The 25,278-nt window shown below is 31.4% G+C and carries 21 protein-coding genes; 3 read left to right on the forward strand and 18 right to left on the reverse strand.

Annotated features, from left to right (window positions below):
• The 18 genes from MHH96_RS23715 to MHH96_RS23800 form a co-directional block, all read right to left on the reverse strand.
• Positions 1 to 2,721 (reverse strand): PKD domain-containing protein (locus MHH96_RS23715; RefSeq protein ID WP_341118157.1); only part of this gene is annotated, 2,721 nt, incomplete at its 3' end.
• Between the two features lie 179 nt (positions 2,722 to 2,900).
• Positions 2,901 to 3,947 (reverse strand): hypothetical protein, encoded by a 1,047-nt coding sequence (locus MHH96_RS23720; protein WP_341118158.1) that lies wholly within the window; start codon positions 3,945 to 3,947, stop codon positions 2,901 to 2,903.
• A gap of 341 nt (positions 3,948 to 4,288) precedes the next feature.
• On the reverse strand, positions 4,289 to 4,789 hold the full coding sequence (locus MHH96_RS23725; protein ID WP_016205131.1) for a hypothetical protein: 501 nt from the start codon (positions 4,787 to 4,789) through the stop codon (positions 4,289 to 4,291).
• A 9-nt stretch (positions 4,790 to 4,798) separates the two neighbouring features.
• Positions 4,799 to 5,170: a hypothetical protein gene (locus MHH96_RS23730; RefSeq protein ID WP_341118161.1), complete on the reverse strand. Its 372-nt coding sequence runs from the start codon at positions 5,168 to 5,170 to the stop codon at positions 4,799 to 4,801.
• Positions 5,171 to 5,234: 64 nt separating this feature from the next.
• Positions 5,235 to 5,411: a hypothetical protein gene (locus tag MHH96_RS23735; protein ID WP_341118162.1), complete on the reverse strand. Its 177-nt coding sequence runs from the start codon at positions 5,409 to 5,411 to the stop codon at positions 5,235 to 5,237.
• Between the two features lie 16 nt (positions 5,412 to 5,427).
• Positions 5,428 to 5,583, reverse strand: coding sequence for a hypothetical protein (locus MHH96_RS23740; protein WP_193224519.1), 156 nt, complete (start codon positions 5,581 to 5,583; stop codon positions 5,428 to 5,430).
• Positions 5,584 to 5,777: 194 nt separating this feature from the next.
• Complete coding sequence (locus MHH96_RS23745; protein WP_016205133.1) at positions 5,778 to 6,686, reverse strand: hypothetical protein; 909 nt, start codon at positions 6,684 to 6,686, stop codon at positions 5,778 to 5,780.
• Positions 6,687 to 6,704: 18 nt separating this feature from the next.
• A complete protein-coding gene (locus MHH96_RS23750) occupies positions 6,705 to 7,685 on the reverse strand; it encodes a hypothetical protein (protein WP_341118164.1) in 981 nt (326 codons plus the stop codon).
• Positions 7,678 to 9,216 carry an ATPase, T2SS/T4P/T4SS family gene (locus MHH96_RS23755; RefSeq protein WP_047943189.1) on the reverse strand — a complete coding sequence of 513 codons (1,539 nt, stop codon included), beginning with the start codon at positions 9,214 to 9,216 and terminating at the stop codon, positions 7,678 to 7,680. The genes MHH96_RS23750 and MHH96_RS23755 overlap by 8 nt, the downstream gene beginning before the upstream one ends.
• 15 nt (positions 9,217 to 9,231) lie before the next feature.
• On the reverse strand, positions 9,232 to 10,386 hold the full coding sequence (locus MHH96_RS23760; RefSeq protein WP_341118165.1) for a ParA family protein: 1,155 nt from the start codon (positions 10,384 to 10,386) through the stop codon (positions 9,232 to 9,234).
• Positions 10,387 to 10,401: 15 nt separating this feature from the next.
• Positions 10,402 to 11,151, reverse strand: coding sequence for a hypothetical protein (locus tag MHH96_RS23765; protein ID WP_341118166.1), 750 nt, complete (start codon positions 11,149 to 11,151; stop codon positions 10,402 to 10,404).
• Entirely contained in the window at positions 11,148 to 12,614 is a 1,467-nt protein-coding gene (locus MHH96_RS23770) for a hypothetical protein (protein ID WP_341118167.1), read from the reverse strand. Before MHH96_RS23770 ends, MHH96_RS23765 begins: the two co-directional genes overlap by 4 nt.
• A 254-nt stretch (positions 12,615 to 12,868) precedes the next feature.
• Positions 12,869 to 13,480, reverse strand: coding sequence for a hypothetical protein (locus MHH96_RS23775; RefSeq protein WP_144545562.1), 612 nt, complete (start codon positions 13,478 to 13,480; stop codon positions 12,869 to 12,871).
• Complete coding sequence (locus MHH96_RS23780; RefSeq protein WP_144545560.1) at positions 13,473 to 13,919, reverse strand: hypothetical protein; 447 nt, start codon at positions 13,917 to 13,919, stop codon at positions 13,473 to 13,475. Before MHH96_RS23780 ends, MHH96_RS23775 begins: the two co-directional genes overlap by 8 nt.
• A 404-nt stretch (positions 13,920 to 14,323) precedes the next feature.
• A complete protein-coding gene (locus MHH96_RS23785; RefSeq protein ID WP_321198296.1) occupies positions 14,324 to 15,127 on the reverse strand; it encodes a replication-relaxation family protein in 804 nt (267 codons plus the stop codon).
• Positions 15,128 to 15,279: 152 nt separating this feature from the next.
• Positions 15,280 to 16,185, reverse strand: coding sequence for a S1 RNA-binding domain-containing protein (locus MHH96_RS23790; RefSeq protein ID WP_226752557.1), 906 nt, complete (start codon positions 16,183 to 16,185; stop codon positions 15,280 to 15,282).
• A gap of 200 nt (positions 16,186 to 16,385) precedes the next feature.
• Entirely contained in the window at positions 16,386 to 19,007 is a 2,622-nt protein-coding gene (locus tag MHH96_RS23795) for a type IV secretory system conjugative DNA transfer family protein (protein ID WP_341118168.1), read from the reverse strand.
• Positions 18,982 to 20,274, reverse strand: coding sequence for a replication-relaxation family protein (locus MHH96_RS23800; RefSeq protein WP_341118169.1), 1,293 nt, complete (start codon positions 20,272 to 20,274; stop codon positions 18,982 to 18,984). Before MHH96_RS23800 ends, MHH96_RS23795 begins: the two co-directional genes overlap by 26 nt.
• Before the next feature lie 1,177 nt (positions 20,275 to 21,451).
• Between MHH96_RS23800 and MHH96_RS23805 the strand changes: the two genes are divergently transcribed.
• The 3 genes from MHH96_RS23805 to MHH96_RS23820 all read left to right on the forward strand — a co-directional run bounded on the left by MHH96_RS23805 (position 21,452) and on the right by MHH96_RS23820 (position 24,975).
• On the forward strand, positions 21,452 to 21,826 hold the full coding sequence (locus tag MHH96_RS23805) for a hypothetical protein (protein WP_144545552.1): 375 nt from the start codon (positions 21,452 to 21,454) through the stop codon (positions 21,824 to 21,826).
• Between the two features lie 33 nt (positions 21,827 to 21,859).
• On the forward strand, positions 21,860 to 23,314 hold the full coding sequence (locus MHH96_RS23810; RefSeq protein ID WP_016205266.1) for a hypothetical protein: 1,455 nt from the start codon (positions 21,860 to 21,862) through the stop codon (positions 23,312 to 23,314).
• A 716-nt stretch (positions 23,315 to 24,030) separates the two neighbouring features.
• The gene (locus MHH96_RS23820; RefSeq protein ID WP_047943196.1) at positions 24,031 to 24,975 is read left to right on the forward strand and encodes a hypothetical protein; all 945 of its coding nucleotides are present in this window, start codon (positions 24,031 to 24,033) and stop codon (positions 24,973 to 24,975) included.
• Positions 24,976 to 25,278 lie beyond the last annotated feature (303 nt).

Raw genomic sequence — 25,278 nt, forward strand, 5'->3', positions numbered from 1 at the left:
TTTAAACGTTAGAGAATCTTTATCAGCATCCGTAGATTTATTAGTAAAAGAAACGGACGTATCATTATAGATAGTACTAGGACTCCAAGTGAAATCTGCTACAGGTATCCTGTTTTGAACGGTAATGTTTTTAGTCACATTATGACTAGCTTCTCCGTCTGAAACCGTTAATCGGACTTTCCAAACCCCTTTCTTATTTAAAGTGTAAGAAGGGTCCTTAGAAGAAGAGATGGTACTCCAAGTAGACTCATTTGGCTTCTGAGCTTCCCATTTAAACGTTAGAGAATCTTTATCAGCATCCGTAGATTTATTAGTAAAAGAAACGGACGTATCATTATAGATGGTACTAGGATTCCATATAAAGTCAGCAACCGGAGTTCTATTCTGCACAGTAACATTTTTAGTTACGTTGTGACTAGCTTCCCCATCTGAGACAGTTAAACGAACTTTCCAAACGCCCTTTTTATTTAGAGTATAAGAAGGTTCTTTTGAAGTGGAAATGCTACTCCAAGTAGTCTCATTAGGTTTCTGAGTTTCCCACTTATACGTTAGAGAGTCACCGTCAGCATCTGAAGATTTATTACTGAAGGAAACAGAAGTATCATTGTAAATGGTACTAGGACTCCAGGTGAAATCAGCATTCGGCGCTCTGTTTTTTACAATAATATTTTTAGTCACATTATTGCTTGCTTCCCCATCGGAAACAGTTAGACGAACTTTCCAAATCCCCTTTTTATTTAGGGTATAAGAGGGATTTTTAGAAGTCGAAATCGTACTCCAATTAGTGTCATCAGGCTTTTGAGTTTCCCACTTATACGTTAGAGAGTCACCGTCAGCATCTGAAGATTTATTACTGAAGGAAACAGAAGTATCATTGTAAATGGTACTAGGACTCCAAGAAAAATCGGCAGCTGGTGCTCTATTCTGTACAGTAATATTTTTAGTTACATTATGGCTGGCCTCTCCATCTGAGACAGTTAAACGAACTTTCCAAACGCCCTTTTTATTCAAAGTATAAGGAGGGTCTTTAGAAGTAGAAAATGTACTCCAGGTAGTCTCATTAGGCTTTTGAGTTTCCCACTTATACGTTAATGAGTCACCGTCGACATCTGAAGATTTATTACTGAAAGAAACAGAAGTATCATTGTATATGGTACTAGGATTCCAAGTGAAATCAGCTATTGGAGGTCTATTAATAACATATAAGGCATGACCGACAACACTTTCATCTTCTCCATCAGAAACAGTGAGTTTAAAGGTGTAGTCTCCCTTTCCTATAGTGAAACTTGACGGCGTTTTTGCAGTAGACACAGTCACATAATTACTATCTGCGCTGCCATATGGTTTTCTTTCCCAGCGATATATTAAAGAATCTCCGTCAGGATCTGAAGAACTATTAACCATCTTGATTGGTGTATCATTATAAATAGTATTGGAAGGATCCCATTCCCATTTTGCAACAGGAGGCCTGTTATTTACATATAAAGCATGTCCAGCTTCTGCCTCTTCTTTTCCATCAGAAACTACTAATTTAAAGGTATACTTTCCTTTTGCAATCTTAAAGCTAGATGGCGTTTTAGCAGTTGATATTTGAACATAATTACTATCAGCTGATCCATATGGTTTCCTGTACCATTTGTAAGTTAAAGGGTCGCCATCGGGATCAGACGAATTGTTTATCATTTTGACAGTTGTATCATTATAGACGTTATTGGAAGGATCCCATTCCCATTTTGCAATAGGAGGTCTATTTGGTTGAAATGATAATTTAGCTTGATCTCCTTTAAAAGTAAAATATGCGGTATTTGCCCATTTGGTTTTATTACTATCATGTGGACTTCTAACTCCATACCAAACAGCTGTTTGTGATTCTTCAAAATCGACTTTTGTATAAGTTTTCCCTTGAGTGAAGTATCTGTTATTACCTAATTCATCAATGACAGAGGGTGCACTTTCTCTAGGCGTTTTCCTTCGTAATACACCTTCTGCATTCATTTCTAAGGTATTAGTATTGGTACCACTTGAAAGCGATAACTTTCCTCCCTCATATGCTTTATTACTAAATTCGAAAGGAAGAATAAGTGGCGTATACACAATTTGATTTTGCACTTTTTTAACGATAAATAAATCCCAATTAGCTTTTTCTTTTTTATTGAAAAGCTCTTCTAAGGGTAAATAAGCATTAAAACTTACATCTTGATATTTCATATTGCAATCATCGTTCCATCTATTTGTTGCACTAGATGGACATTGGTTCCATATGCCAGCCCCTTGATTATTATATTCTAGATCCTCAGTTGCATCTAAACTTCCTTGAACTGTTTTATAAATTTTTACTGTGCCGATACCACTATCACCAGATGATTTTCTAGCAACTATATACGTATCTTGGTTAGAAGAGGTATGTTCACGATGTCCAAATAATACTGACCAACCCGAAAATCTAATATATTTTTGACTACCTTTCCCAAAATTTTTTGTTGTAACTTGATAACCATTTGTAACAAACTTGTCTGAATATACATCGTAAACTATTTTTCTTCCACTAGTCATAGTGAAATCTTTTGATCCCATTAGGTTATTCCAATTATTCTTAACCGTTGATGAAACATTATATATATCTTCATCACCAGTACTTGCGTGAGCATGATGCTCTTGAATAAAAAGTAAAAATAAAAAAAATAAAATAGGAATCAGAAAAAAAATCTTTGCATTTCTCATTTAAATCCCGCTTTCTATTCTTTGTAAAAAAATACACATTTCACCTCCTAATAATAAAAAACGACCCAAAACTAAAGCAGTTTATTAAACTACTTCGTCTTGGGTCGTTCCCATTTAATATAAAAGTTTATATTAAATATTTTAAAGCAAATTAAATGGGGAATCAATAAATAACAAGTTTAAATTTTTAATTTTTTCTTTCTAATAATGAAGATTACTGCAGCTCCGATAATTAGTACTCCTACTACCGAAATAATTATTGGGAGTTTACTAGATTTAGACTCATCTTCATCTAGAATTGAAGAACGAGTTGCTTCTTCTTTAATATTATCATTGTTTTCATTTGTAATATTGGTATCCATGTTATCTTCCTTGTTTTCAGTAGAAGGGTCGTTTTTATCAGAACTTTCTTTTTTCTGCTCAGTTTCCATTGTGATTTCTTTTGTTTTATTATCATTTTTATCAGTAGATGTATTACTTCCTTCCTTTATTTTTGTTACAGAGGCAACAACTTTATTTTCCTCGTTATTGCTTCTATCGGAAGAACTACTTTGACTTGATTTTGATGAACTATTGGAAGAAGAACTGCTGTTTGTTTTTTTACTTTCTGTATTATTGCTTGTTCCACTTGATTTTGATAGATTAGTTGAGTTGCTTTTACTAGAACTCGATTTTGAAGTATTAGTTGAGTTATTTTTACTAGTATTGGTATTGCTTGAATTTTTACTACCTGTAGAAGTAGAAGGTTTTGTTGCTTTATTATCAGAATTCGGTTGTGTAACCGGTTTGGACTCTGGTTTAGGCTTTGGTGCAGGTTTAGGGTCTGGTTTAGGCTCAGGCTTTGGTGTAGGTTTAGGTTCGGGCTTTGGCTCAGGCTTCGGTGTAGGTTTAGGAGTTGGCTTAGTAGCAACCCTGTTAATATAAACCGTTAATTCTGCATGAGTGTGTTTATCTGAAAAAACGGGTACTATAAACTTTTGACCACTTTTTGTTACAGATTGATGAACCCCACCAAAAATATTAAAAGTATCTGCAGCCTTTGCATAATATCCATACACTATATCTCTGCATAATCCACTTGCATTTGCTGGGTTAGCTTGTGTAGCCTTATCTGAATTAATTGTCATGCTACAGGATGCTAAAGGTAACTCATCTGCAAGCAAATGCACTGGTTTTAATACTCCTAAAATTAGTATTAATGTTAATAACGTTATTACTCTTTTCATATAAATTTCCCCTCTCAATTTTTTTACTTTATTTTTTGTCCTTTATAAACGAAAAAAAGCGATCCAATGGGACGTTTTAATGGATCAGAGTATAATCACCCTAATCAACTTCTAAAACATAGTCCCAAAGAACCGCATCTTTTTTCATTAATCGAATAGCCATTGATGGCACAAAAAATAAAAAATAGTATTGATATGCCTTAATTATACCCGGTTCTTAAGATAATTTCATTATAAAAGTAAAAAAAATTGGTTGTTTTAACCATGTTCACTGTTTATATCGGATAATTTTGGAATATTAAAAGAAAAAACCATACAATTAGCATGGTTCTTTTATCCTGTTATTTATTTTTATACTCATAAACCGCTGCTTGTCGTATCATTGCAAGATCTCCTTTGAACCAGCGGGGGCTTTCAGTAGTTACAATGGCAATTACACAAGGACCTTCTACGTTTTCGAATACCTGATAGTTATCGTTATAATATACAAACGGATAGGTCCTGGATATACTATCATCAATAAATTCTAGATGAACTAAGTACAATTCTTTCTGAAAAAAAGAGTTTGCGGTAGGTGTATAAACATAGCCCTGAGAACTTTTAAGTTTTAAATTATTATTTAAACTATTTTTAAGATTTTCTAATGATTTTTCTTTATCAAAGATTATCTTTCCTTCAGATAATGCAGCTGGATTAATCGCAAGACCAGCATCATGAACTGCTAATTCTAAAGAGTTCTTTAATTGTCTAGAAGCGGTTTTGTCTGTATCTAAATTAAGCTGTAATTGCATAATTAATGCAAAAAGTAGTGCAAATAATAAAGTTCTTAATGTTGTACTCATTATATACTCCTAATATTCGCTTAAGATTTTGGTGCTTTTTGAAATAGTTCTAGGACCTTGGTTGAATATATTAAGAATAAATATAAAAGTTCGTGGCACTTCGATAGTAGCTTCTATATATTCGTTTCGAGGGGTTAATTTAGATGTTCCTGTGATGATAATTTTAGATTCGTCAAAGTTATAACCCTCTACTAGAGTTTTTTTCATTTCCTTAATAATTTCTGGTGTTAATCTGCCCTCAATAGCGGCCTCTTTAGCTCCTTCGGTTAAAGTGACCTCAATTGCATCTCGATGCATACTATCAATTGATGTTAATAATGGTGTGAATATAAGATTTACTGTAATAAACAATACCATCCATTCAGCTAACGTTCTTGCCATTTAGAACACCCCTTTGAAAAAATCAAAGGAGCGGTAAACTCCTTTGACTGTAAATGTTGATCTTTTAATTATTACTAGATACACCAGCACCAGTAGGAAGGTTGCTTTGTGCTCCGTTAATTTTTGCAGAATAAGTAGTAGTATTTGAACCTACTAGATTGTAGCCGATGAAGAATAAGAATGCGCTAATTGTTACTACTGTAAGTCCGATTTTTAGGAATGTAGCTAAAGTTGTGTTCATTTTTAAAATTCCCCTTTTACAATTTGATTTTTATTTGATGTTCATTTTGTAGCATATCTTGATACTGATTGTTTTTTGCTTTATAAGCATTAAATGAGGTTCCTAAAATTAAATAAGTCATAATGGATACAATTGCTGCCATCATCATAAATGTTAATAGTGATTTATTCATAATAATATCCCCTCGTTATCCACCGCTTTTTGCAGTATATAGAGCCATAGAATCAGAGAAACCAGATAATTCCTGATACAAAGCTACAAAAATAAATGTACTTATCACAATGGCTGTAATGGCGATTTTCATGAAAGTACTTAGCGACGTATTTATTGTTGGTCACCTCCTTAAAAGAATAATAGATTCCACCTTTACATTTGTGATTTATCTAATATAGCTATTACCATCATTACTACTACAAGTACAAAGTTTAATATATGAATAAAATGTGTAGCTTTGATAGGAATTTTTAATAGATCTGTTGTTATTTTTCTTTTTCTTCTGTAATTTTCAACTTGTTTTTTTGCAAATGTTCCATGCATTCCATTTAACTGTTCAAGTGCGGTCTCTCTTTTCATACTGTCTAGATTTTGTAAAACTCCGATTAGCGCCTCGCTGGGTTTAGAATCTAAGTGTTTAGAAAATTGTTCTAATGCTTTACTTGGTCCATCACTAGTCCATGAACTTAGTAATTCCGTTAACGGTTTTTGTAGCAAATAGAAAAATGGCTTTATATTTTGCAAAATACTATAAGTATTAAGACGATGGACAGTCATCATTTCTATTTCGTTAATGATTAAATCATAGAGCATAAAAATCTCTGAATGTAATTTCGATGTTTGATAGTCAATGGTTCTTTTCATGATATAAACAAATAACGAAATAGGATTACTAGGAAGAGCGAAAACAAATAGAAGTAATATAACAGCAGCCTTTGGTGCAAGATAATCCATATTCCCTAATAAAACCGGAAAAACTATGTAATAAAGAACTAAAAATGCTGTTACTGAATATAGAATTAAATAGTATTTAATACCATTTAGTCCTAATGGATACTTTGCTTGTTTAAACCATTCCTCGGCTTTAGAATTTTTAGCAAGTCCTAAAATAGAGTTCTTATTTTTTTGCAAATTGCTTTTAAACCGTAAACGGTGTTGCATTCTTTCAGATGTTGAATTCATTCCCAAATACACTAAATATCCTGAAGTAAAAGACAGAACAATTACTACTAGGTATTTAAATACATCTATGTATTTAAATAATAGAACTTCTGATTCCATAATATTTGACTCCTTTCCTTATAGGTCGTTTTTAGGATGTTTTAAATAAATTGAAATTATTAGTGAAAAAACAGTCCCTACTACGGAAAGGCAAAAGGTAAATAATGTCCATTTTTCTCCAAATTGAAGCTTAAACCAATCCTGTGCTCCACTTGTAAAATAACCTAATAATAGTGAGCCGATAAACAATGGAACCGTTAGGAATCCATCATAAATAGATTCAACAGTCTGAGATTGTTCTTCTTCTAACATTTCTTCTGTATCCTCTATTTGTTTTGTTAGAACTAAGAGAGAATGTAATACGTTTTCTTTATACATATAGCCTTTTAAAATAATACTTCCTAATCTTTTGGACCAATTGGTTCCAGTAGTATAAGTGAAAACTTGAATGCTATCTTTCAGTTCTTGTTCATTTCGAGATAACTGAAGATCAGTAATTAAGCGAACTGTTACTTTTCTTAAACTCTTATTCTGTATTTCGTTTTGCATGGCACTTAAAGCGTAATAAATATCATATTTATTAACACTATAGGCTTGGGTTAGTTTCTGAACCATACTTAGAAATTCTGTACTCATGACATATCTCAATTTGTTTAATTTTATCCTTAACATTAGATATGGTACGGTCATCAGAAGTAACCCGAATAGTAGGGCGATAACAAAATCTTTTATTAAATAATAGATAAAAGCGAAACTAGTCAAACCAAGTAATGCGGTAAATAGGAGAAATACTCCAGTATCATTGTCACTACGATGATTACTTGTAGTTCTTATTAATAAGCTTATGTGTTTAAAAAAAGGGTGCTTATAAGTATGCGATTCAGGTGAAGCATTACCACTTTTGATTCTTCTTATTCGATACTTATAATTAACTTCTTGATACTTTATTTTGACTGAATCCATCATAATCTGATAGGAAATATAAAGCCCAGAAACGATTACGATGGAATAGAGAACGTAATTGATACCAGATTGCCAAAGCCATTGAAAATTATTCATTTAAAGCACCATCTAATAAATCATTAAGAATATTATCCTTTTGTCTCTCGTATTCGCTCATTGGAAAAAGTTTTTCTTTCTTCTTTAGATGATTTAATAGAATTTTAGTATCCTCTACACTTTCTTCAGCCATTAGATATAAAAGTTCCTTACTTATGTTAGAAGAATAATAGTATTGTCTGCTTATTGGGTGGTAGCGAACGAGATCTTGTTCTTTTGGTTTCTTTTCGATTTCATCCCATATAATTTCTGTTACACCGATAACCCTTTTCTTTCTTCTATCTCTTTCCGCGCTCAGGGAAATGACCAAGTCAATATTTCTCGCTACCCTCTCTTGTTCGTTATCAAATTTCCGATTGGGAAATTCATCTAATAAATGTCGGGTAATCTGAGCAACGATATTTTTAACGGCTGTTAAATGGTAAGTAGAAAATGCACCGCGTTCTCCTCTTTCACAAGCTTGTAAGTACCCCTCAGTTTCTAGAGAACGAATTTCCCCAACAGTAATATAGTCATGTTCCATACGAAGAAGTCTTGGTACGGCATGATGTAGGTCTCCTTCTGTGGCCTGAACTTCATAAATTAAACGATCTTTTAAATCCTCGGTTAGATTTAATTCAAAATGTTTTTCTAATACTGCAATTGTGTATTCAGGTGGTCTTTCGCGTATCATAGACTTCATAAAAGTTGTTTTTGCAGATCGAACTCTTCCAGCAAAAATGGTGTTAGCCATGCTTCTTGATAAGGCTCGATAAAAAGGAACATCATCTTGTGGGATTGTTCCTAATCTTGCTTGTTCTTCTAAACTGTTATTTTTAATAACAAATCGTCTAAATACTATAATGTCTAGTTTAGTTCTAGGCTTCATCATCATGGTGATTCGCGAACCATCTTCTCGTTCTATTTCCAGTTCTGGTTGCTGCTCATTAATCAGTGCTTCTTTTGTTCTTATTTGAAAAGCTTTTTTTATACGATTTACGACTGCTGTACTTTCAAATTCTTCTGGTTGTTTTTGAAAATAACCATTTTTATCGATCCATAATTCTGTCCCTCTGATAACAGCTGATTCACTATTAGGTTCCTTATCCCATTTATGTAGAATACTTACGCCCCATACTTCATGGAAAATAGCTTCTGGTAAAGAATCATAAAAAGAGGGATATTCATCGGACGTAATATTCTCTTTTTGTAAGACTTCGTTTATTTTTGTTATAAAGTAAGATATAGCTTGTTTGTCACCAATAACTGCTTGGTGCTGTCTGTTTAACCAAACATCATCACTATTTGAATCTTCGTTTATTAAAGAGGAAGATTGATCATTTTCTACAGATTCAGCTATTATGATACTTTGTAGCTCTTCTTTAACTTGGTTACAAATTAAACGAAATGTCTTTTTTCTTTCATAGGTAGTTACAAAATCTTTTTTTAACCCTTTTTCCTCAATAGTTTTAGATAACCATTGGGAAGGCTCAAACTCACTTTCTAATCCTAATGATTGTTCTGTATCATTTTTAGCTGCATTTGAAGTCATTTTTTCGCCTCCATTTTACCGGTTAAATATAGATAAAAATCCTTTTTTTTCTTTGTGCGCCTTCATATCTTCTTTTTCTGTTAATTTAGCTTCAGCAATTATGACATTGGCTAAAACATCTATTGGCTTGTTATAGCTACTATCTGAAAAATCGTATAGTAATTTTTTCTCAAAAGTAGCAATGGATCCTAGCTCCTTCATATCTGGTATTGTGACAACTCGATTCATATTTAGTTCTTCCTCAAGTTTTTTTTCGCTTATTAATGCATTCGCAGGTTGGAATTTATTGATAACAAGCATAAAATCATCATTTTTCCCACCAGAAGGTTCAATTATTTGTTGGTATAGATAAGGATAATATCCTCTATAGCCTTTCTCTTCTTGATTAGTAACAAGAAATTTCATATTACTACTTAAGTAAGCTTGTGCTGCAAGTGCAGAATCAAAGTGAGTGCCCGCATCGATTAAAATTACATCAAATAACTGTTGAGCTGTTTGAATCAAATGTTCAATTTCATAAGGTTTATAAAATCTTTGCATTTTAATATCGCGGTTGCCGGCCAAATGATAAAAGGAATCATGATAATAAATAGCTTCGGATAACCTGTTTATCGTTAAATTTTTGACATTGAGATCTACTTTCAAATCATTTAAATATTGACCTTGATACAAGTAAAAATAATCGGCTGGATCCCAACTATTTAAACTCAAAACTAAAACCTTTTCTTTTACTTTGATTGATAATGCTCTTCCTAAATTTAAAGTGGTAGAGGAAACACCAGCACCATTATGTGTGCCAAATATGCCAATGATTCTCTTTGATAAATAATCATCTTTATTCGTTAGGTTATTGATACAGTATTCAACTACTTGAAGTTCTGTAGAATATTCATGAATAAGGGTTACTTTATATGCTGCACATAGTCTTGTAATTGTCTTAGTAAATTGTTCACTCTTGATTTGAGTAGGCTTAAAATACATGGGAATAGAGGGATATTTCTCTCTAACTACTCCTATGTTATTGATGTCAAATGAATCTCCATCTAATAAAACAGCGTCAATTTTTTCCTTATTTGAATAATCAATATTGCCCATATGAGCATGGAGGTTGTCCATTTTGTCAATTAGTTCTTTGTAGATAGAGTTTTGACTAAAAATTAATATTTCCATTACATGTCCTTCTCCCTATTGATAAGTTATATATAATTTTGCTCCTTTACCGAGCACTTCGTTCATTAACTTTTTAAAGTCCTCTTCATTTAAAATAATCTCCAAATCACTTATGCTTGAAGTAGCATTAAGTCGTTTATCCTCTTTGTTGTTTTCTGATGATGAGATTACCTCTTTATTACTCGAATCTTTTACATAAACAACCTTTATTGATTTTAAGAACGGTTCACTTTCCATTGAATTAGATATTTTTTCGATCTGTTCTTTTGTATCCTCAGAGCTAGTAGTAGATGGACCATTTTTATTTAAATTTGTAGTTCCATCGTTATAAATCAAATAAATATTAACGGTATCTTTTCTTCTTAAAGAACCAGGCATTGCATAAATCATTTCTTTCGTTATAGGGCGAATAGCCTCGCCTTCCTCTTCATTTGGTAAAAGTTCGTCGTAATCTATCATTGTTTTAGTAAGAAGTGAATTCCCTTGGATAATCTGATTAGCATCTAATCCAATAATTTCATCCACTTCTGCAGGTAGGATGACGTCATTCATTAAAGTTTGTTTAGGTCTACGTTCTATCAGTATCTTATCTTCTGTAATAGGTTCATTTTTTAATATTTCAGAAGAGGGCTTAATCACTACAACCTCTGTTGAATCAATTCGTACTCGTAAAAATTGATCATAGAATAAGGTTAAACCGATAGCTGATATACCTACCAATAGACCGCTGATTATTTTGATGGAAGGTCTTTTAAAGAAATTCATTCGTTTTGATTACCTCCTGGATTCGTTTTTTCTATCTTAATTTTTCTATTGAAGAGTTTGTTTAATATCCCGCTTGCTTTAGTTTTCAAGAGTTTATTAGGAAGTAAAAGTTCTAATATAGGTACCAAAAGTTCATTTACTTTGCTTTTATAATCCTTATAGTCGTTAAGGAATATCCCTTGATACTGTGCTTCATATACATCTTCATCTTCAAAAGAGGGAATTATAGAAATTAATTTATCTTTAAATAAATCTTGAATTAAGGGATTTTTCTTTATTTTTTCATTGAAACGATTACCAATGATATGTGTTTTCTCAGATTCGATAAGGCTAGAGAATAGTGGATTTTCACCAAGCCCTTGAAGTTGGGTGACATCTGAGTCAAGAACAATGAATAGATGATCTGCTATCTCTAATAAATCAGTGACTACCTCATTGTCTAAGTTGCTACCAACATCAATAATCGTTACAAGTGATGAATTAGTGTAGAGTAACTTTATATAATCCTCAAAGCTAATTCCTACTGGTTCCTCACTTAAAGTGGGATTATGACATATAAGTTCAACACCATCACGAAACCACTCTGTTTGAATATCTGAAGTATTCTCTTGTTGTGCACTCCACTTATTTACGTAATTTGGAGCAAATTCATGGCCATAAAAACGGTCATATGTATAGGGATTTAACAAGGGATCTTCCACATATAAAGTGCTAACTTGGTAATTTGCTATGCTACGAGCTAATAGATGTGAAATAAATGTTGTACCATTGCGTTGGTAAAAGCTACCTACCAGGATAGTTTTCTTCCTAACTGGAACACCTACTACTTTTTCACTGGGTGCATTATGTACGTGAATTGAGTATTCCCTTTTTATGACATTTTTTTGAACGATTCTTTGTACGATAGTTTTTTCTTTAGTGTTTTTTTCTTTGTGTGTTTTACCTTTCTCATCTTCGTTAACAGATTCCTCTTCCGAATCTTCTTCCAGTAGAGAGGGAATCACTTCACCATCGATACTAAGAGAGTTATTGATAAAACGTGCTACTTCTGCGAATGAGACTTTCCCTTTTAACTGGTTTATAAATTGTTCAATATCTATTCTTTGGGTATTGAATATATCAAGTACTCCCATACTAACTAGTCGAGAAAGAAGCGGATCATTGCTTGATCGTTCGCATAGGAAAACAATTCTTAATGCGTCGTCGAAATCAAGTCGGAGTTGTTTTATAATACTTAACAACTCAATATCTTTATCTTTTTGATTTTCTTGCATGGATTCTAAATAAGTATCATGCACAATTAGTATTGAAGGAGTTTCTTCTTTAACAATTTCATAGAGATATTTTCGATGTAAAATTTCTTGTTTACATAAAGTGAAATCTTCAGGATACTTTGAAAAGGTCTCAATTAAAATCTTGGTATATGTTTTATCACCTACCGCTATAAGAACCTTCTTTGTCATACTAAAACTCCTTTAAAACAAAAAAACACCCGAACACAAGGCAATTACAAAGAATTGTCTTACATTCGGGTGCTTCCCGTTAGTCATTATATTAATTTGCGTATTTTCGGTATGAAAGTCTTCTAGAATCCTAGAAGACATTTACATTTAAAAGAGAAAGATTGACGACGATTCAATCTTTAAAATTATAGTATCATGTTACCACTTCAGATTCAAGTGAATTAATAATAAAAAATGTAGTAATGAAACTAACTTTATTCAGAGTTTAACCTTCTAATAATACTTGGAATTACATTTCCTAGGTTACCTTTCTTATACTGTTGTATAAAATCACTATATAATAATCTTAATATATCCTCTACTACAAATTCATTTTCTGGTTCAACATCTGTAATATCAGATAGCATTACCTCCAATCTAAGTGCTACTTTTCTTTTTAGTGTACATTTAATCTCTTTTGTTTTGGTTGTTTTATTGGGTTTAGCAAAAGTAAGAGGTTTGTGCTTATCTTCCGAATAACTATATATCTTTACAAAATAATCATTTCTCTGTTTTAGTTCATGATATAAGTCGTAAGGATTGTTCCTATCTTTAACTTGATATAGAAAGTCAACGACTAAAATACTTATAAGATCTCGTTGGGTAAATTCATAATTTCCCATTGCCTCCGAGACATCTTCACAAAATAACTCCCCTCTCAAATATTCAGAAACAGGGATGAAAAAGGAATAAGGAAGTTTAACTGGGTTAGTTAATTTATTTAATGAAAAGTTTAATAATCGGTCAAAAAATCCATCTGGTCGATACGATAACTCATTAAGCTCCTCTTCATAAACAGGATATATTGGTTTATTTGATTTAGCCATATAAATGACCATCTCTTTCTTTTATTAACATGAATTTCAATAGGCGGTATGCTGCTTCTTTAAGGCTACAATCCCATTCAACTGTCTTATCAAAGAGTAGGTCATGATAATAAACTTCTAATTTAGCGGGATAAGGCTTGCCTTTTGGGTCATAGGAGTCTTCAAAAATTTGGGCATTTTTATATTCTGTTAGAGCTTTTTTTACTAAGAGTGAACAAAAAGGTGTTGGTTGTAGTCCTCTCCTATTGGCCAATCTTTTAATGAGTTTTCTTTCTTCATCTGAAAGAGGAATCTTTACATCCTTTTTCTTATCTATCCTCGTTTTGCGTCCCTCATCTTTTGTTATTGGTATTTTCCGAACATTCCTTATTAGTAATTGCTCTTCTTTCTTTTTATGATTGTTGTTAAAAATAGGATTTAATGGCTTCCTTCCATCCATAACCCTCTCTTCCCCCTCTTCTTTTTTTGTTTTCCCCTACTTTATCTCAGTGTCAGTATGCCAAATTGTTATATTGATAGTGTATGAGGAGGAGGAGAGGTTTAGAACGTATAGAAACTAGAATTTTGGACAAACTTTAAATAGACGAATAATTTTATATAAAAGGAGCTTTTTATATGGCAAAAAAAAATACTGTAATTAGTCCTGTATCTAAGGAAGTTTTAAAACAGTTTGGAGAGCTAGGGAAAAAATCAGCAGCAGTTAAGAAAGTAAAAATAAAAAAATAGCGGTTCTTGGATAAGGGCCGCTATACATAATTAAAAGTTCATCTCTTTTAAGGTAATTTGTTCTTTTATGATACTTACAACATTTTAATAATGATATATATTTACAGGGGAATTTAATTAATAATTCCCCTGCAAATGAACATTTATTCTTTGTAATTTTTGATGTTTCAGTGGTTGATAATAGGCACTTTCTAAATTTTCATTTATTAATTCTTCAACTAAGAAAAGAATATTAAATGGTAATGTATCTAATAACAGTTCTTTATGAATTGCTTCAGCAATAGATATGGTAGATGTATATATAATTACGATTTGCGGATTTACAGGAAAATCTGAAATTGGTAAATTACCATATTTATTATAGACATATTTCCAATTCTCAAACTTATCTCTGAAATAACCAATAAAGTTTTGGTTCATTTGTGCTCTGTCAATAAGAAAGTTAATATTCCCATTAGGGGTTTTTACTTCTGCTGCACTCATTGGGAACTTATACCGAGCATTATTTGCTAGACGAGCATTCCATTTCCATTTAGAAACAACTTTCTTTTCTATGAATTGGCAGCGAAGTTCATTCATTGATACATATCGTTTTAATCCACCTACACCATAATTATCCCATCTATCAGGGGCCATAAAGAACTGATCGCTATAATAATGTTTTAGTAGCCTATAACCCGCTACCCCTAATGTAAAGGGAGCGGGAGGTCGTGTTTCTTCATCACCACGTATTCTAACTTTCCATCTATCTACAACACCATTGGTTCTCAATCGATCTAAACGCTTAGAGGTTTCTGACCTACTCATTAGAGAAGACATATATCTCCTAATTTGGTCCTCATTTGCACAAACAGCGTCACCTAGAACTTTAATAAGGGTAAAATCCGCTTCATCAATAATTTTTCTGTTTAATAGTGTCATAGCACCTTCTATCCCTGTATATGGGTAATATTTCGAAGGTTTTACATAACTACTTTTAAGTAGTGGATGGTCCCAGAAAGGGATTTCACCATTTCTTGTGGTGAAAACAGGGAAATCGTCCATTACTAAGTTATTTTGTTCAGAAATATTCATTATTCAAAGAGGAATGAAGCGACATCTTTGATTTTCTTTTTACCCCTTGGATACCCCGTAATAGTTACTTTGGCATGTCTTTTATCTTTATCAATGGAGCGGATAGTGCAAGAAACAATATCTCCAACTACTGGCTCTGGTAAGTGACGGGGACGGATCCCTTTAACTTCTAATCCTGCATCTAATTTAACAAATATCCCATGTATTGGGTCTAGATTCGTTACTTTACCAGCGACTGTACTGTTTTGATTATAAAGTTCGATTAATTTTTTAAATGGATCATCTTGAGTATCCCTTCTGCTAACTTGAATAAGATTATTTTCTTTATCAAATCTCAAAACTTTTACTTGTATTGTTTCTCCTCGATTAATTTCATGCTGAATATTTCCATTTTCCCAGCTCCAATGTCTAGCGTTCATAAAGCAATCTGCACCATTAATACGGACAAAAACCTTCCTTGTGTTTGGATTATAACCTCTTACTACACCGTCAAAAATTGTTGACTTTAAGGAATCTTCAGCTTCTAGTGTTACTAATTGTTTCATGAATTCCGCTTTTCTGATATCATCCGCTTTCCTTACTGATACCAATACAATATTGTCTTCAATGTCTATTTGGTCTACAATCACTTCTTGAATTGATCCTGTAAAACCGTTTAATGAACGGAAATCATGATCAGAAAATTCGTTGCTTGGGCAATATGCTGTAATGTTTGTACCTTCTAAGAGAAATGTTGCTACTTCCATCTGTTTTTTTACATATTTTCCATCTTCTAATACTTTGGTTTCTCTTGTTGATACTGCTGTTACAGCTCCTTTAATTATAGTTCTATCTCGCTTAATCTTTGCTAGTTCATTTAATTGGTTGTCATTAACCCATGATGTTTTTAGTGTTTCAGCCATCATTTTCCCTCCTAATAGTGAATTTTCTGTAAACATAAAAAACGACCCAAAACAAAAGCAGTTATTCAAACTACTTCGTCTTGGGTCGTTCCCATTAAATATTTAATTTTATTATTTGTTTTTTATGTTTACTAACTTATTGGAATTTTAACCTATATTTTTAATTTTTTCAATACTTACTGAAAATTACCCAGGATATATATTTAACTTTTATCAGAAAATGGAGTAATAAAGTCAAAAGGACTAGATTTTCCTTCTTCCTTTTTCTCAACTTCCCCCTCTTTTGTAGTATCATCAATCTCTTTTATTAAATCATTATAGAATGATTCTTCTTTTTCATCTAATACTGATTGATTAGCTACTTCATTCGAAGGTGTTATATTTTTGGAAAATAAGCTTGATACATCAAGGTCAACCACTTCATCATTTATGTTAATTGCTTTTTCACCTAATGAAGTTCCTTTTTGTGATATTGGCTGCGTTTTATATCCTTCTTCTTTTATCGCTTCCTTTTTAGATAAATATTTATCAGGGTATCTATCAAATTCAACTAATTCTAATTCTATATCCTCTACAGCATCTTTCTCTGGAAGAGGAATTCCTATTAATGCTTCTTCCTCTTGAAGTGGTATATCAATTATTTCGGATAGCGCTTTATCTGTTTCGGGAAACAATTCCGTATTTAAGGATTTTGATTCTAACCAAATACTAGCACTTTCCTGGATTACTTTTACTTTCGCTTCTTTAAATTCAGCCTTTGGAACAAAGTTGGCATCAATCTGCCGTACAGGTATCGGTTTATTATTAACAACTATTTTCACAGCAGCTTGGAATGGCTCCTGAAAAATTAACTTATTTGGTGTTAGAATGACATCTGTTTTTTGTTGATAGCTACTACCGGATCGCATAACAGGTTCTTCTTGAAGAGGGCTAACAGTCTGTTCGTTTTTCCCTTCTTCATAACTATCCTCTTCTCCTAATAATTTTGAGAATAATTGTGCGTCAAAATAAGAGATATCTCCATAAACCATTTTGTGTCTAAAACCAGTTAACAAAGTATGCATGTACATTTCTCCGTATTTGTCTGCCAATTGAGCTACTGTTTGTGCTGCAACAGTAATAATAGCTTTATATTTTCTAGCTTGCGATATAAATTCTTTAAATGGTAAATAAATATAGTCTGGAAATTCATCGATGATTATATGTGCAAAAGTACTAGTTAGAGGTGTTCTCCTATATACAGCATTCTGTAGGCTTAGCAAAACAAACTTCCCTAAAACGTTAGAAAGACCTCCTAAATCATCTTTTGCCGTATTGACTAATAATATACCGCCTCTATTTAAGTGCTCGTCAAAAGAAAACTCTGATTTATCAAATAGTACGCGTCTTATCAGTTTATTTGCTCCTATATCATTTAGAACGTTTCTTAGCCCCTGTACATATTCTCCTTGTGCGTCAAAATAAGCTGTTTCCCCATAGTATTCGCCTTCTTTAACTTGTTCATTAGCTCCATTTCGACTAGTTTTAGGAATATGGTTCATGTTAAACCAATTATCAATTTGTTTTACGATATCCCAATGGTTTCGTTCATCCCTATCTTTAATAAGGTGATAATCTTTAGGGATAGTTTCCTTTAACTTTAAATGCATATGCCTAACAATTTGAGGATCATTGTACATTTTTAATAAAGTATCAAATTGTGCCTCTGTAGACGGGTCGTGTAATTTTAATAGATAAATATAGTTTTTTAAGTGGTTTCTTTGACTTTGTTGAAAGAAAAAGTTTCCTGTTCCCCCTTCTTGAATTCCATCCATTACCATTGCAAATGCTTCGGCTACCTGGTCAACTGGTCCTTGCATGGGATTAATAGATGGTGTATTGGGATTCGTAGGGTCAATATAGAATACAGCCTCTTCAGGTATATCATGAGCTTTAACTAATTGAAATGCTTTCTGACACAAATCGTTAGATGGTTCAATTATACTAATACTACTTAAATATGTTCCTCTTATTTCCTCCGTTTTATAATTGGATAATTTAGAGACTTTAGGAAATACATTGATAAATTTTGTTAGCCAGTGCAAATCCTGATTAATGATAGGTAATATTAATGCTGATGTTTTACCTGTTCCTGGTGGTCCGAATATGCCATTATGTAATGATCTATCTTTACCAGGTTGAATAATAAGTTCTTTAGTTTGAGAATCGGGACCTAGAACAACGTCTGGCCAAACCTCTTCTTTACTATTTCTAAACCATTTTTGTAAATATACATTTTTAAATTCAAATTTTTCAAATGCTTCTTTAATTTGTTTAGAGTATTGGGAATATTGTCCACCCAGCCAAATTAAAATAATACTTGTAACTATAGAGGGTGTAAAAACTAAAGTGTAAAACAAAGTGTTAATATCCCCAACAGCTACATTAAACCAAATATTATCTACATGTATGCTATTGATAAGATTTCCTAGGTAAGGAATGAGCGTATTATAAACAGGTGCTGTGATTAACCACATATAATAGGCTGTTATTCCAATGAACATATTCCAAAACCATAGGCTTCTCCACAACTTTTTTTGTGTTTTTTCATATTTTGTACTTACTAACCAAGAGATAATCAAGAAGACTGTACATGTAAGAAAACCAATTAAGCCTGGACTTAAGCTGTTACCAAATAAAACGAAGCTAGGAACACTATTGTAAAACTGCCCAATAACTAAGAAAAGATAGTTACAAATACTTCTAACTGATAAAAAAACAGAGACTAACCCAGTAACTAAAATAGTGATCCCAGGGAGCTTAGGATGAACCTTTAGTTCTTTCAAGTACTCTGCCCCCCTTTTTCTTCTCCAATGTTAGCTGCTTTTCTCCTTGGAGAAGTAATGGCCAATTTTTAGTATCTGTAAATTTTAGTGTTTCATAATTTTTCATTACAATGTCATTTTCTAGTTCAGATCTACTCTGATAAACAATAAGAAGGTGTGAAACCTCTTGTTTAAATTTATTATTTTTGTTTTCTTCTTCTAGATAATTTATTTTGTTTAATGCAGCAACACTTGCCTCTTCCACTATATTCAAAACTAAAACTTGTTTTGAATTGGTTCTTTCTTTATGAATCAATTCATATTGTGCTATCTCTCCAATGTTATAACTATCATTATGAAATATTTCCTTTTTTGCAAGAGGCACCAATTGATAATTAGAATTGCTTATTTCCATTGATAGTTCAAAAAGTTCTTGTTCGGACTTAAAAGTAGATTTATCAAATGGATAAATTCCTTTTAATATATTGTTTGCAATAATTGGTGAGCGACTAGCTGTAGTAACATAAAAGTGAAGGTTAGATATCTTATCAGCGCCTTTATGAATTATGGTGTCTTTTATATTTAAAACTCTAGTTCTTCTATCATCATAATACTTTACTGTATAGATATTGCTGTTATCAGCAACTGATATTAATACATAATGTTCTTCTTCAGGTTTGTGTTTACTTAATTTGATGTAATTTTTTATTTTTTCTTTGATTTTTGTCATTGTCTGTAAACCTGTGTCATATTCAATATTTAGAGTGCGACTACCCTTTCTAAATACCCAATCAGGGACAATAAATGGTTCACCAACTTCATTTTTGTAAGTATCTTTGTTGGGATGTATTGAAATTATGTTTTTCCTATTTGTTTTTAAAGCTATGAGAGTATCTATAACCACATCTTGAATTCCTAAATAATGAGAAGAGTTTCTAATGTAATTATTGATATTTATAGCTTTTTCTTCTTCCTTAATAATTCCTTCTTGTTTTAAAATGTTTATACCATTCTTTCCTAAGTAATAACATGATATAGGTGGTTTATTTAGAACGGACTGATATTCTATTTTTACAATAGCGTAATTTGACCACCTCTTTAATTTCTTTTGAATAGAATCCCCTTTATATCCAAATAATTGATTACCATATTTGGTTAATTGCTTATTAGTTAAATAACGGTTAGTCCAAATAAGTGATAATAGCTCCAAATCAGTTGAATTTATCCAGGCTCCTTTTCTTTTTTCATGTTCATTATCAAATCCATACCATACTCTGGCTGATTCCAAATTTCCTCCTCCTTAAAACAGAAAAACCCCCAAAATAGTGAAGAATCAATCTTCATCATTTTGAGGGTTTTTCCCTTTGTATTATTAAACTGTGACTAGTATATCATTTTGGGATGATCCTAACAACTAGAGTTTTATGCATAAATATTAGTATTATTCATTCATTAGGCATACTAATCACTAGTAAAAACACTCGAGAAAACTACTGTAAAAAATAAATTTTGATTAGAGTACAAAAAACATAAAATGATGTGTGTTTTCTAACTCTAAAAACATATGAAGTTGGGGTTTGAAAACATAAAAAAATATAAGTTTATCAAGGGTTAACATCATCCTCTGTTAAGGATGTCCGCTCACGGACAAATAACCTTATCCGTAATAGGATATCCGTAAGCAGTTGGAATTAATTAAAAAAGTCAGCATTTTTTATATAATCACGAGTGTATAAAAAAGTGAATAAAATATGAACTGTTTCATCTAAATTTTATAGGTGAAGGACAATGAAAATGGGAGTGATCTATATTCGAGTTAGTAATCTAATTGCGAATAAACTGACTTATAAGTCTTCTTTTTAGAAGAAGCCATGTTAATCTCTCGTTTATGTTTGATTAATGTAAAAAGTATGTTTAGAGTAAGGAAAGTGTTTATTGAGTTGATGTAAGAGTTACGTAAAACATTGGTTTATATGAATGGTATTTGCAGTGCTTATATAATTTAGATGTAAAACCACTATGAAAAAACAAATTAAATAAGTAGTAACTAATAGTGGTAACCATATCATTTGCTACTTATTTATGGAACTGTAATATATAAAAAATATCAAGGTATATAAAGTTTTTAATATAGTAACTAAATATAGTTACTATATTAATTATTTAATATAAAAAAATACCCTCAAATGATAGCGAAATAACTAAAAATACTAATTTGTGACTTTTAGATAAATTAAATTTATTTTTTTTAGCAATAATTACTGAAAATTAAGTGAGATAACTTATAATCGATTCATAAAGTAACTTATTTTAGTAACTATGAGTAAAGCGTTGATATTATTGGGTTTGTGAGATATATTTCATATGATATTATATTTATTAAAAGTGTAGACACTTGAATTAGTAACTTTAATTGGTTATTATATATTTAAATTATAAGAATATCTTAGTAAAGGAGGATAATATTGGACTTAGAGCTTCATCAAAAATATAAAAATACAAAATTTGATCCAGAAACATTAGATTTATTCACCGATTTAATATCTAATGACACAGTATTAAAAAAAGTATTTCTCTTTATTGCAAAGAACGAAAAGGACAGTATTGTAACAGTTGGAGAAATATCTGAAAAAGTACAGGTAGAACGAAAACATAGAGTTGAAAAAAATAAACGTTATTCATTTGTTTCCAAGGATGATTACATACATAGAAAACAAGCGGAAAAAATAGTTGAGCGTTTGTTAGCAATGTCGTTGATATATTATAAAGCTGTTCCACCATATAAGCATTTGTTTTTAACTATTCGCGGCAAACAAGTAATTCAAAGACTTTATGGATGAAGAAGATTATTAGTAAATAAGGAGATGAAAATAATGGCTAAAACATTCACAAAAAATAAACCTGCTATTAACATTACTATGGTTGGGTTTGGACAAGCCGGTTCAAGAATGGCAGATCAATTTGCAGCTATAAAAAATGCTGATGGTACTTCTGTATATAATTGTCTAGCATTAAACAGTAATGATGGTGATTTAGCGGGATTAAAGCACATCACTCCCAATAATAGAGAGAGTCTAGAGCTGGGTGGTTTAGGTAAGAATCCTGAAGAGGCAATGCAAATTTTAGAAACAAATGAAAAAGTTAAAGAGCAACTAAAAAGTTTCATAAAAGATAGAGTTAGACCGACTGACGACTTAGTAATGTTTTTTGCTGGTCTAGGTGGCGGAACGGGTACCTCTACTATCGTAAAGGCAATTGAAGAATTTTATGAATATAACAATAAACCTAAAATTCAAGAAGAGTTTAATAAATTAAAAGAAAAATATGGTATAGATGAGATAAAAAAAGAGCCGAAAAAATACTTAATTGAGGCTACTAAAATTGCTCGTAAGCGATTTACAAAGATTGGTGTAGTGGCTACTATCCCTACTAGAGCGGATGGTCCTGATGTATTAAGACAAGTAAATAATTTCACTAAAAAAATTGATGATATTGCCAAAAACCCTAATAAAGGTGTAGCATTTGTAGTCTATCCTGATAACCAACTAATGTATGAAGAGTTCAATAGTTTACTAGAAAATGAGAGAAAAGGAATTGAAAATTACCGAGACTATGCAAATATTAAACTAGTTGAAGAGTTTCATGAACTAAATACTGCTACTACTGGTGGTGGAACCTCCGTTACTTTTGATAGTGCTGATTTTAGAAGAACAATTTTAGAGCATCAAGGTTGTTTATTCATAAGTAAGGTAACTAAACCTGCTTCTGAAATAAAAAATGGTCATGATATTAATAAAATGTTTTCTGAGTCTCTCGATAAAAATAGCTTTCACGATCCTATAGAATTGATTAATCCAGAGACAAATCAAATGGCCAAAATTCACCATATAGGGATTTTAGCAATTATTGATTCAAAATTAAAAGTTGGTAGTTCTTTTATTGATGATGCTAGAGATGAAATTATTAATAAATTACCCCTAAACGGTACTGTTTTTTCTGGGTATATTGAAGAACAAAATGATTTTTCTGTAACTGTTTATACATTTTTTAAAGCGGAGGCATTTCCTAAGCGATTGGCTAAGGGATTAGTGGAAGAATATAACGAATTTAAAGAAAGACAAAAACAAATAACCTATATGTCTCAAGGCATTGAGCAAATTAGTGAAACTAACGAAGAGGATGATTTTGATCTTTCTGAACTGGCTGCAGAACTAGGAGTGGAAGATCTTTTTGAAGAATCGGTTGGAGAAGTAGCCTCTTCTACTGATGATGAGGATATAGATATTGATGATATTTTACAACAAATAAATGAGAATGAATTAAAATAAGATAAAAAGCAAAGAATCGCCCTATTCTTTGCTTTTTTTTGACTTAGATACTTTTTTTCATGGAACAGTTCCGGCATTCCCTAAGTAGTTTCCCCTTCGAGATAGAACTTTTAAAATGTGCCATATTACAATTGTCGCATCTACCACTGATCCTGTCAGGATATAAATTATAATCATAGATTTTATTTATATCAATTTCTTCTTTCGTTATATAATTATTCATCTCATTACTTCCTTAATTTATAGTCAATAATGCTATTATAATCTATTTGTTTCCCCTATTCGCTTAAATTCTTTTGGAAAGCGCATTCTTTATAAGAGAAAGTTTATGTAAATGGTTGTTTTATGTGATGTTTACGTTGAATTTTATAGATAAAGTGTATATTAACATGAAATTAACGAACTCTATGAGATTTACCAATGAAAATACTACGTAATAATGATGTAATTTATATATTAATATTATGTACTTATGTAAGTCTTACGTATTTATGATATAAATTTTATGTAATATTATATTTATTTTACGTAATGCTTACAAAAGTTTTTTATAAAGTTTATGTAGAGTTGTTGTAAGGTGATGATTAATGTAAGGATAATTTGCATTGATGGTATGTAAAAATGTCGTTTACTTCCTTTGATTTTTTGGTTCTTTCCGTGTAAAATCAATTGTAAAGTGTCATTTTTGACAATAAAAGTGGTAGGAGGTGCGGTGAATGAGTGAAATTTCTATGAGAGAATTATTAGAAGATGAATTTAAACTTGATCCTCTTTATAATGTTGCTATTATTCGTGAATTAGAAGATTACATTTGGACTGAAAAAATTTTAAGTATGAGTAATGAGCGAACTTACGATACTGTAGAAGCAAGTAAATTTATTGGACGTGCTGATGCAACTATAAGATATTACTTAAGACATGAGCTAAGTGATATTTATATAAAGCCGGAAAAACAAGGGAGATATTATAAATTAAGTTATTATACTATCTTTAAAATTCATTTAGTCTCTATATTAATAGATATAGGGGGGTTGTCTACAACTGAAATACTAACTGAGTTAGGTCATAAAACTACAACTGTTCCTTCTAGTAAAAATACACCTTTATATGACGATCTTAAAAAGTTATCTCAATTTGTTGAAGCTTCTTATAAGTTTAATAATCAATTGTTAGTAAAAATGCAGCAGCAAACGGTTTTGTTATTATCTTATGAAAAAAAGTTGAGTAATTTAAGAATTGAGTCAGTAAACATTGATAGAAAAATTGCTGATGCTAAATCCGAGGTTACTGAACTTAAAAATGATTCTATGAGCAATTATCTCTTGGAAAGGCAAGACCAAATTTTAGTTGCCTCATTAAAGAAAAAACCAAAAGGTTTTTTTAGTAGATTTAAAAATGATTCTAAAGAAGAACTTATTAATATAGAAGTAGATAAACAACTTAAAGAAAAGCAAGAAGCTGCTGTTCAAAGTAAGACTGAGTTATTAAAAGAAAAGATTGATGGCTATTATAAAGAATTGAATAGTATACAAGAAGAAATAGCTGAAATGGAGCAAAAATATGAACTAGCTCTAAGGGAACAGGAAAGAATTCTTGAAGAGGGGAAATACTCGGTTCAAAACTTTCTAAATAATCCTTTAGAGAACAATATAATAGATTGAAAATTCTGTCATATTGTTTTATAATAATGGTATATAAATGAACTGAGGTGGTTTTAATGTTTTTACTTAAAACAAAAAAATCTGAAAACATTATTTTAAATACAATTGTAATAGTATCTATTTTTACTCTAGTTGGATCAATACTAGTAAGCATATAAAGGGTACTTTTAAATAAAAAAGGCTAAGTTAATTGTACTTAGTCTTTTTTTATTGATTTGTTTATAATAATTTCTTTGTTAATCGTTATGTAATAGTAATTAAGAATTGGCTGTATGGATTATCTTCTGATAGGACTTAGCCTTT

Source organism: Niallia sp. FSL K6-0212 (genome assembly GCF_038007605.1).
GTDB classification, from domain to species: domain Bacteria; phylum Bacillota; class Bacilli; order Bacillales; family Cytobacillaceae; genus Niallia; species Niallia circulans.

What these genes read in the sequence shown, in the direction of transcription:
- MHH96_RS23720 (WP_341118158.1), bottom strand. Translation starts at nt 3,947, where the DNA reads ATGAAAAGAGTAATAACGTTATTAACATTAATACTAATTTTAGGAGTA.
- MHH96_RS23725 (WP_016205131.1), bottom strand. Translation starts at nt 4,789, where the DNA reads ATGAGTACAACATTAAGAACTTTATTATTTGCACTACTTTTTGCATTA.
- MHH96_RS23730 (WP_341118161.1), bottom strand. Translation starts at nt 5,170, where the DNA reads ATGGCAAGAACGTTAGCTGAATGGATGGTATTGTTTATTACAGTAAAT.
- MHH96_RS23735 (WP_341118162.1), bottom strand. Translation starts at nt 5,411, where the DNA reads ATGAACACAACTTTAGCTACATTCCTAAAAATCGGACTTACAGTAGTA.
- MHH96_RS23740 (WP_193224519.1), bottom strand. Translation starts at nt 5,583, where the DNA reads ATGAATAAATCACTATTAACATTTATGATGATGGCAGCAATTGTATCC.
- MHH96_RS23745 (WP_016205133.1), bottom strand. Translation starts at nt 6,686, where the DNA reads ATGGAATCAGAAGTTCTATTATTTAAATACATAGATGTATTTAAATAC.
- MHH96_RS23750 (WP_341118164.1), bottom strand. Translation starts at nt 7,685, where the DNA reads ATGAATAATTTTCAATGGCTTTGGCAATCTGGTATCAATTACGTTCTC.
- MHH96_RS23755 (WP_047943189.1), bottom strand. Translation starts at nt 9,216, where the DNA reads ATGACTTCAAATGCAGCTAAAAATGATACAGAACAATCATTAGGATTA.
- MHH96_RS23760 (WP_341118165.1), bottom strand. Translation starts at nt 10,386, where the DNA reads ATGGAAATATTAATTTTTAGTCAAAACTCTATCTACAAAGAACTAATT.
- MHH96_RS23765 (WP_341118166.1), bottom strand. Translation starts at nt 11,151, where the DNA reads ATGAATTTCTTTAAAAGACCTTCCATCAAAATAATCAGCGGTCTATTG.
- MHH96_RS23770 (WP_341118167.1), bottom strand. Translation starts at nt 12,614, where the DNA reads ATGACAAAGAAGGTTCTTATAGCGGTAGGTGATAAAACATATACCAAG.
- MHH96_RS23775 (WP_144545562.1), bottom strand. Translation starts at nt 13,480, where the DNA reads ATGGCTAAATCAAATAAACCAATATATCCTGTTTATGAAGAGGAGCTT.
- MHH96_RS23780 (WP_144545560.1), bottom strand. Translation starts at nt 13,919, where the DNA reads ATGGATGGAAGGAAGCCATTAAATCCTATTTTTAACAACAATCATAAA.
- MHH96_RS23785 (WP_321198296.1), bottom strand. Translation starts at nt 15,127, where the DNA reads ATGACACTATTAAACAGAAAAATTATTGATGAAGCGGATTTTACCCTT.
- MHH96_RS23790 (WP_226752557.1), bottom strand. Translation starts at nt 16,185, where the DNA reads ATGATGGCTGAAACACTAAAAACATCATGGGTTAATGACAACCAATTA.
- MHH96_RS23810 (WP_016205266.1), top strand. Translation starts at nt 21,860, where the DNA reads ATGGCTAAAACATTCACAAAAAATAAACCTGCTATTAACATTACTATG.
- MHH96_RS23820 (WP_047943196.1), top strand. Translation starts at nt 24,031, where the DNA reads ATGAGTGAAATTTCTATGAGAGAATTATTAGAAGATGAATTTAAACTT.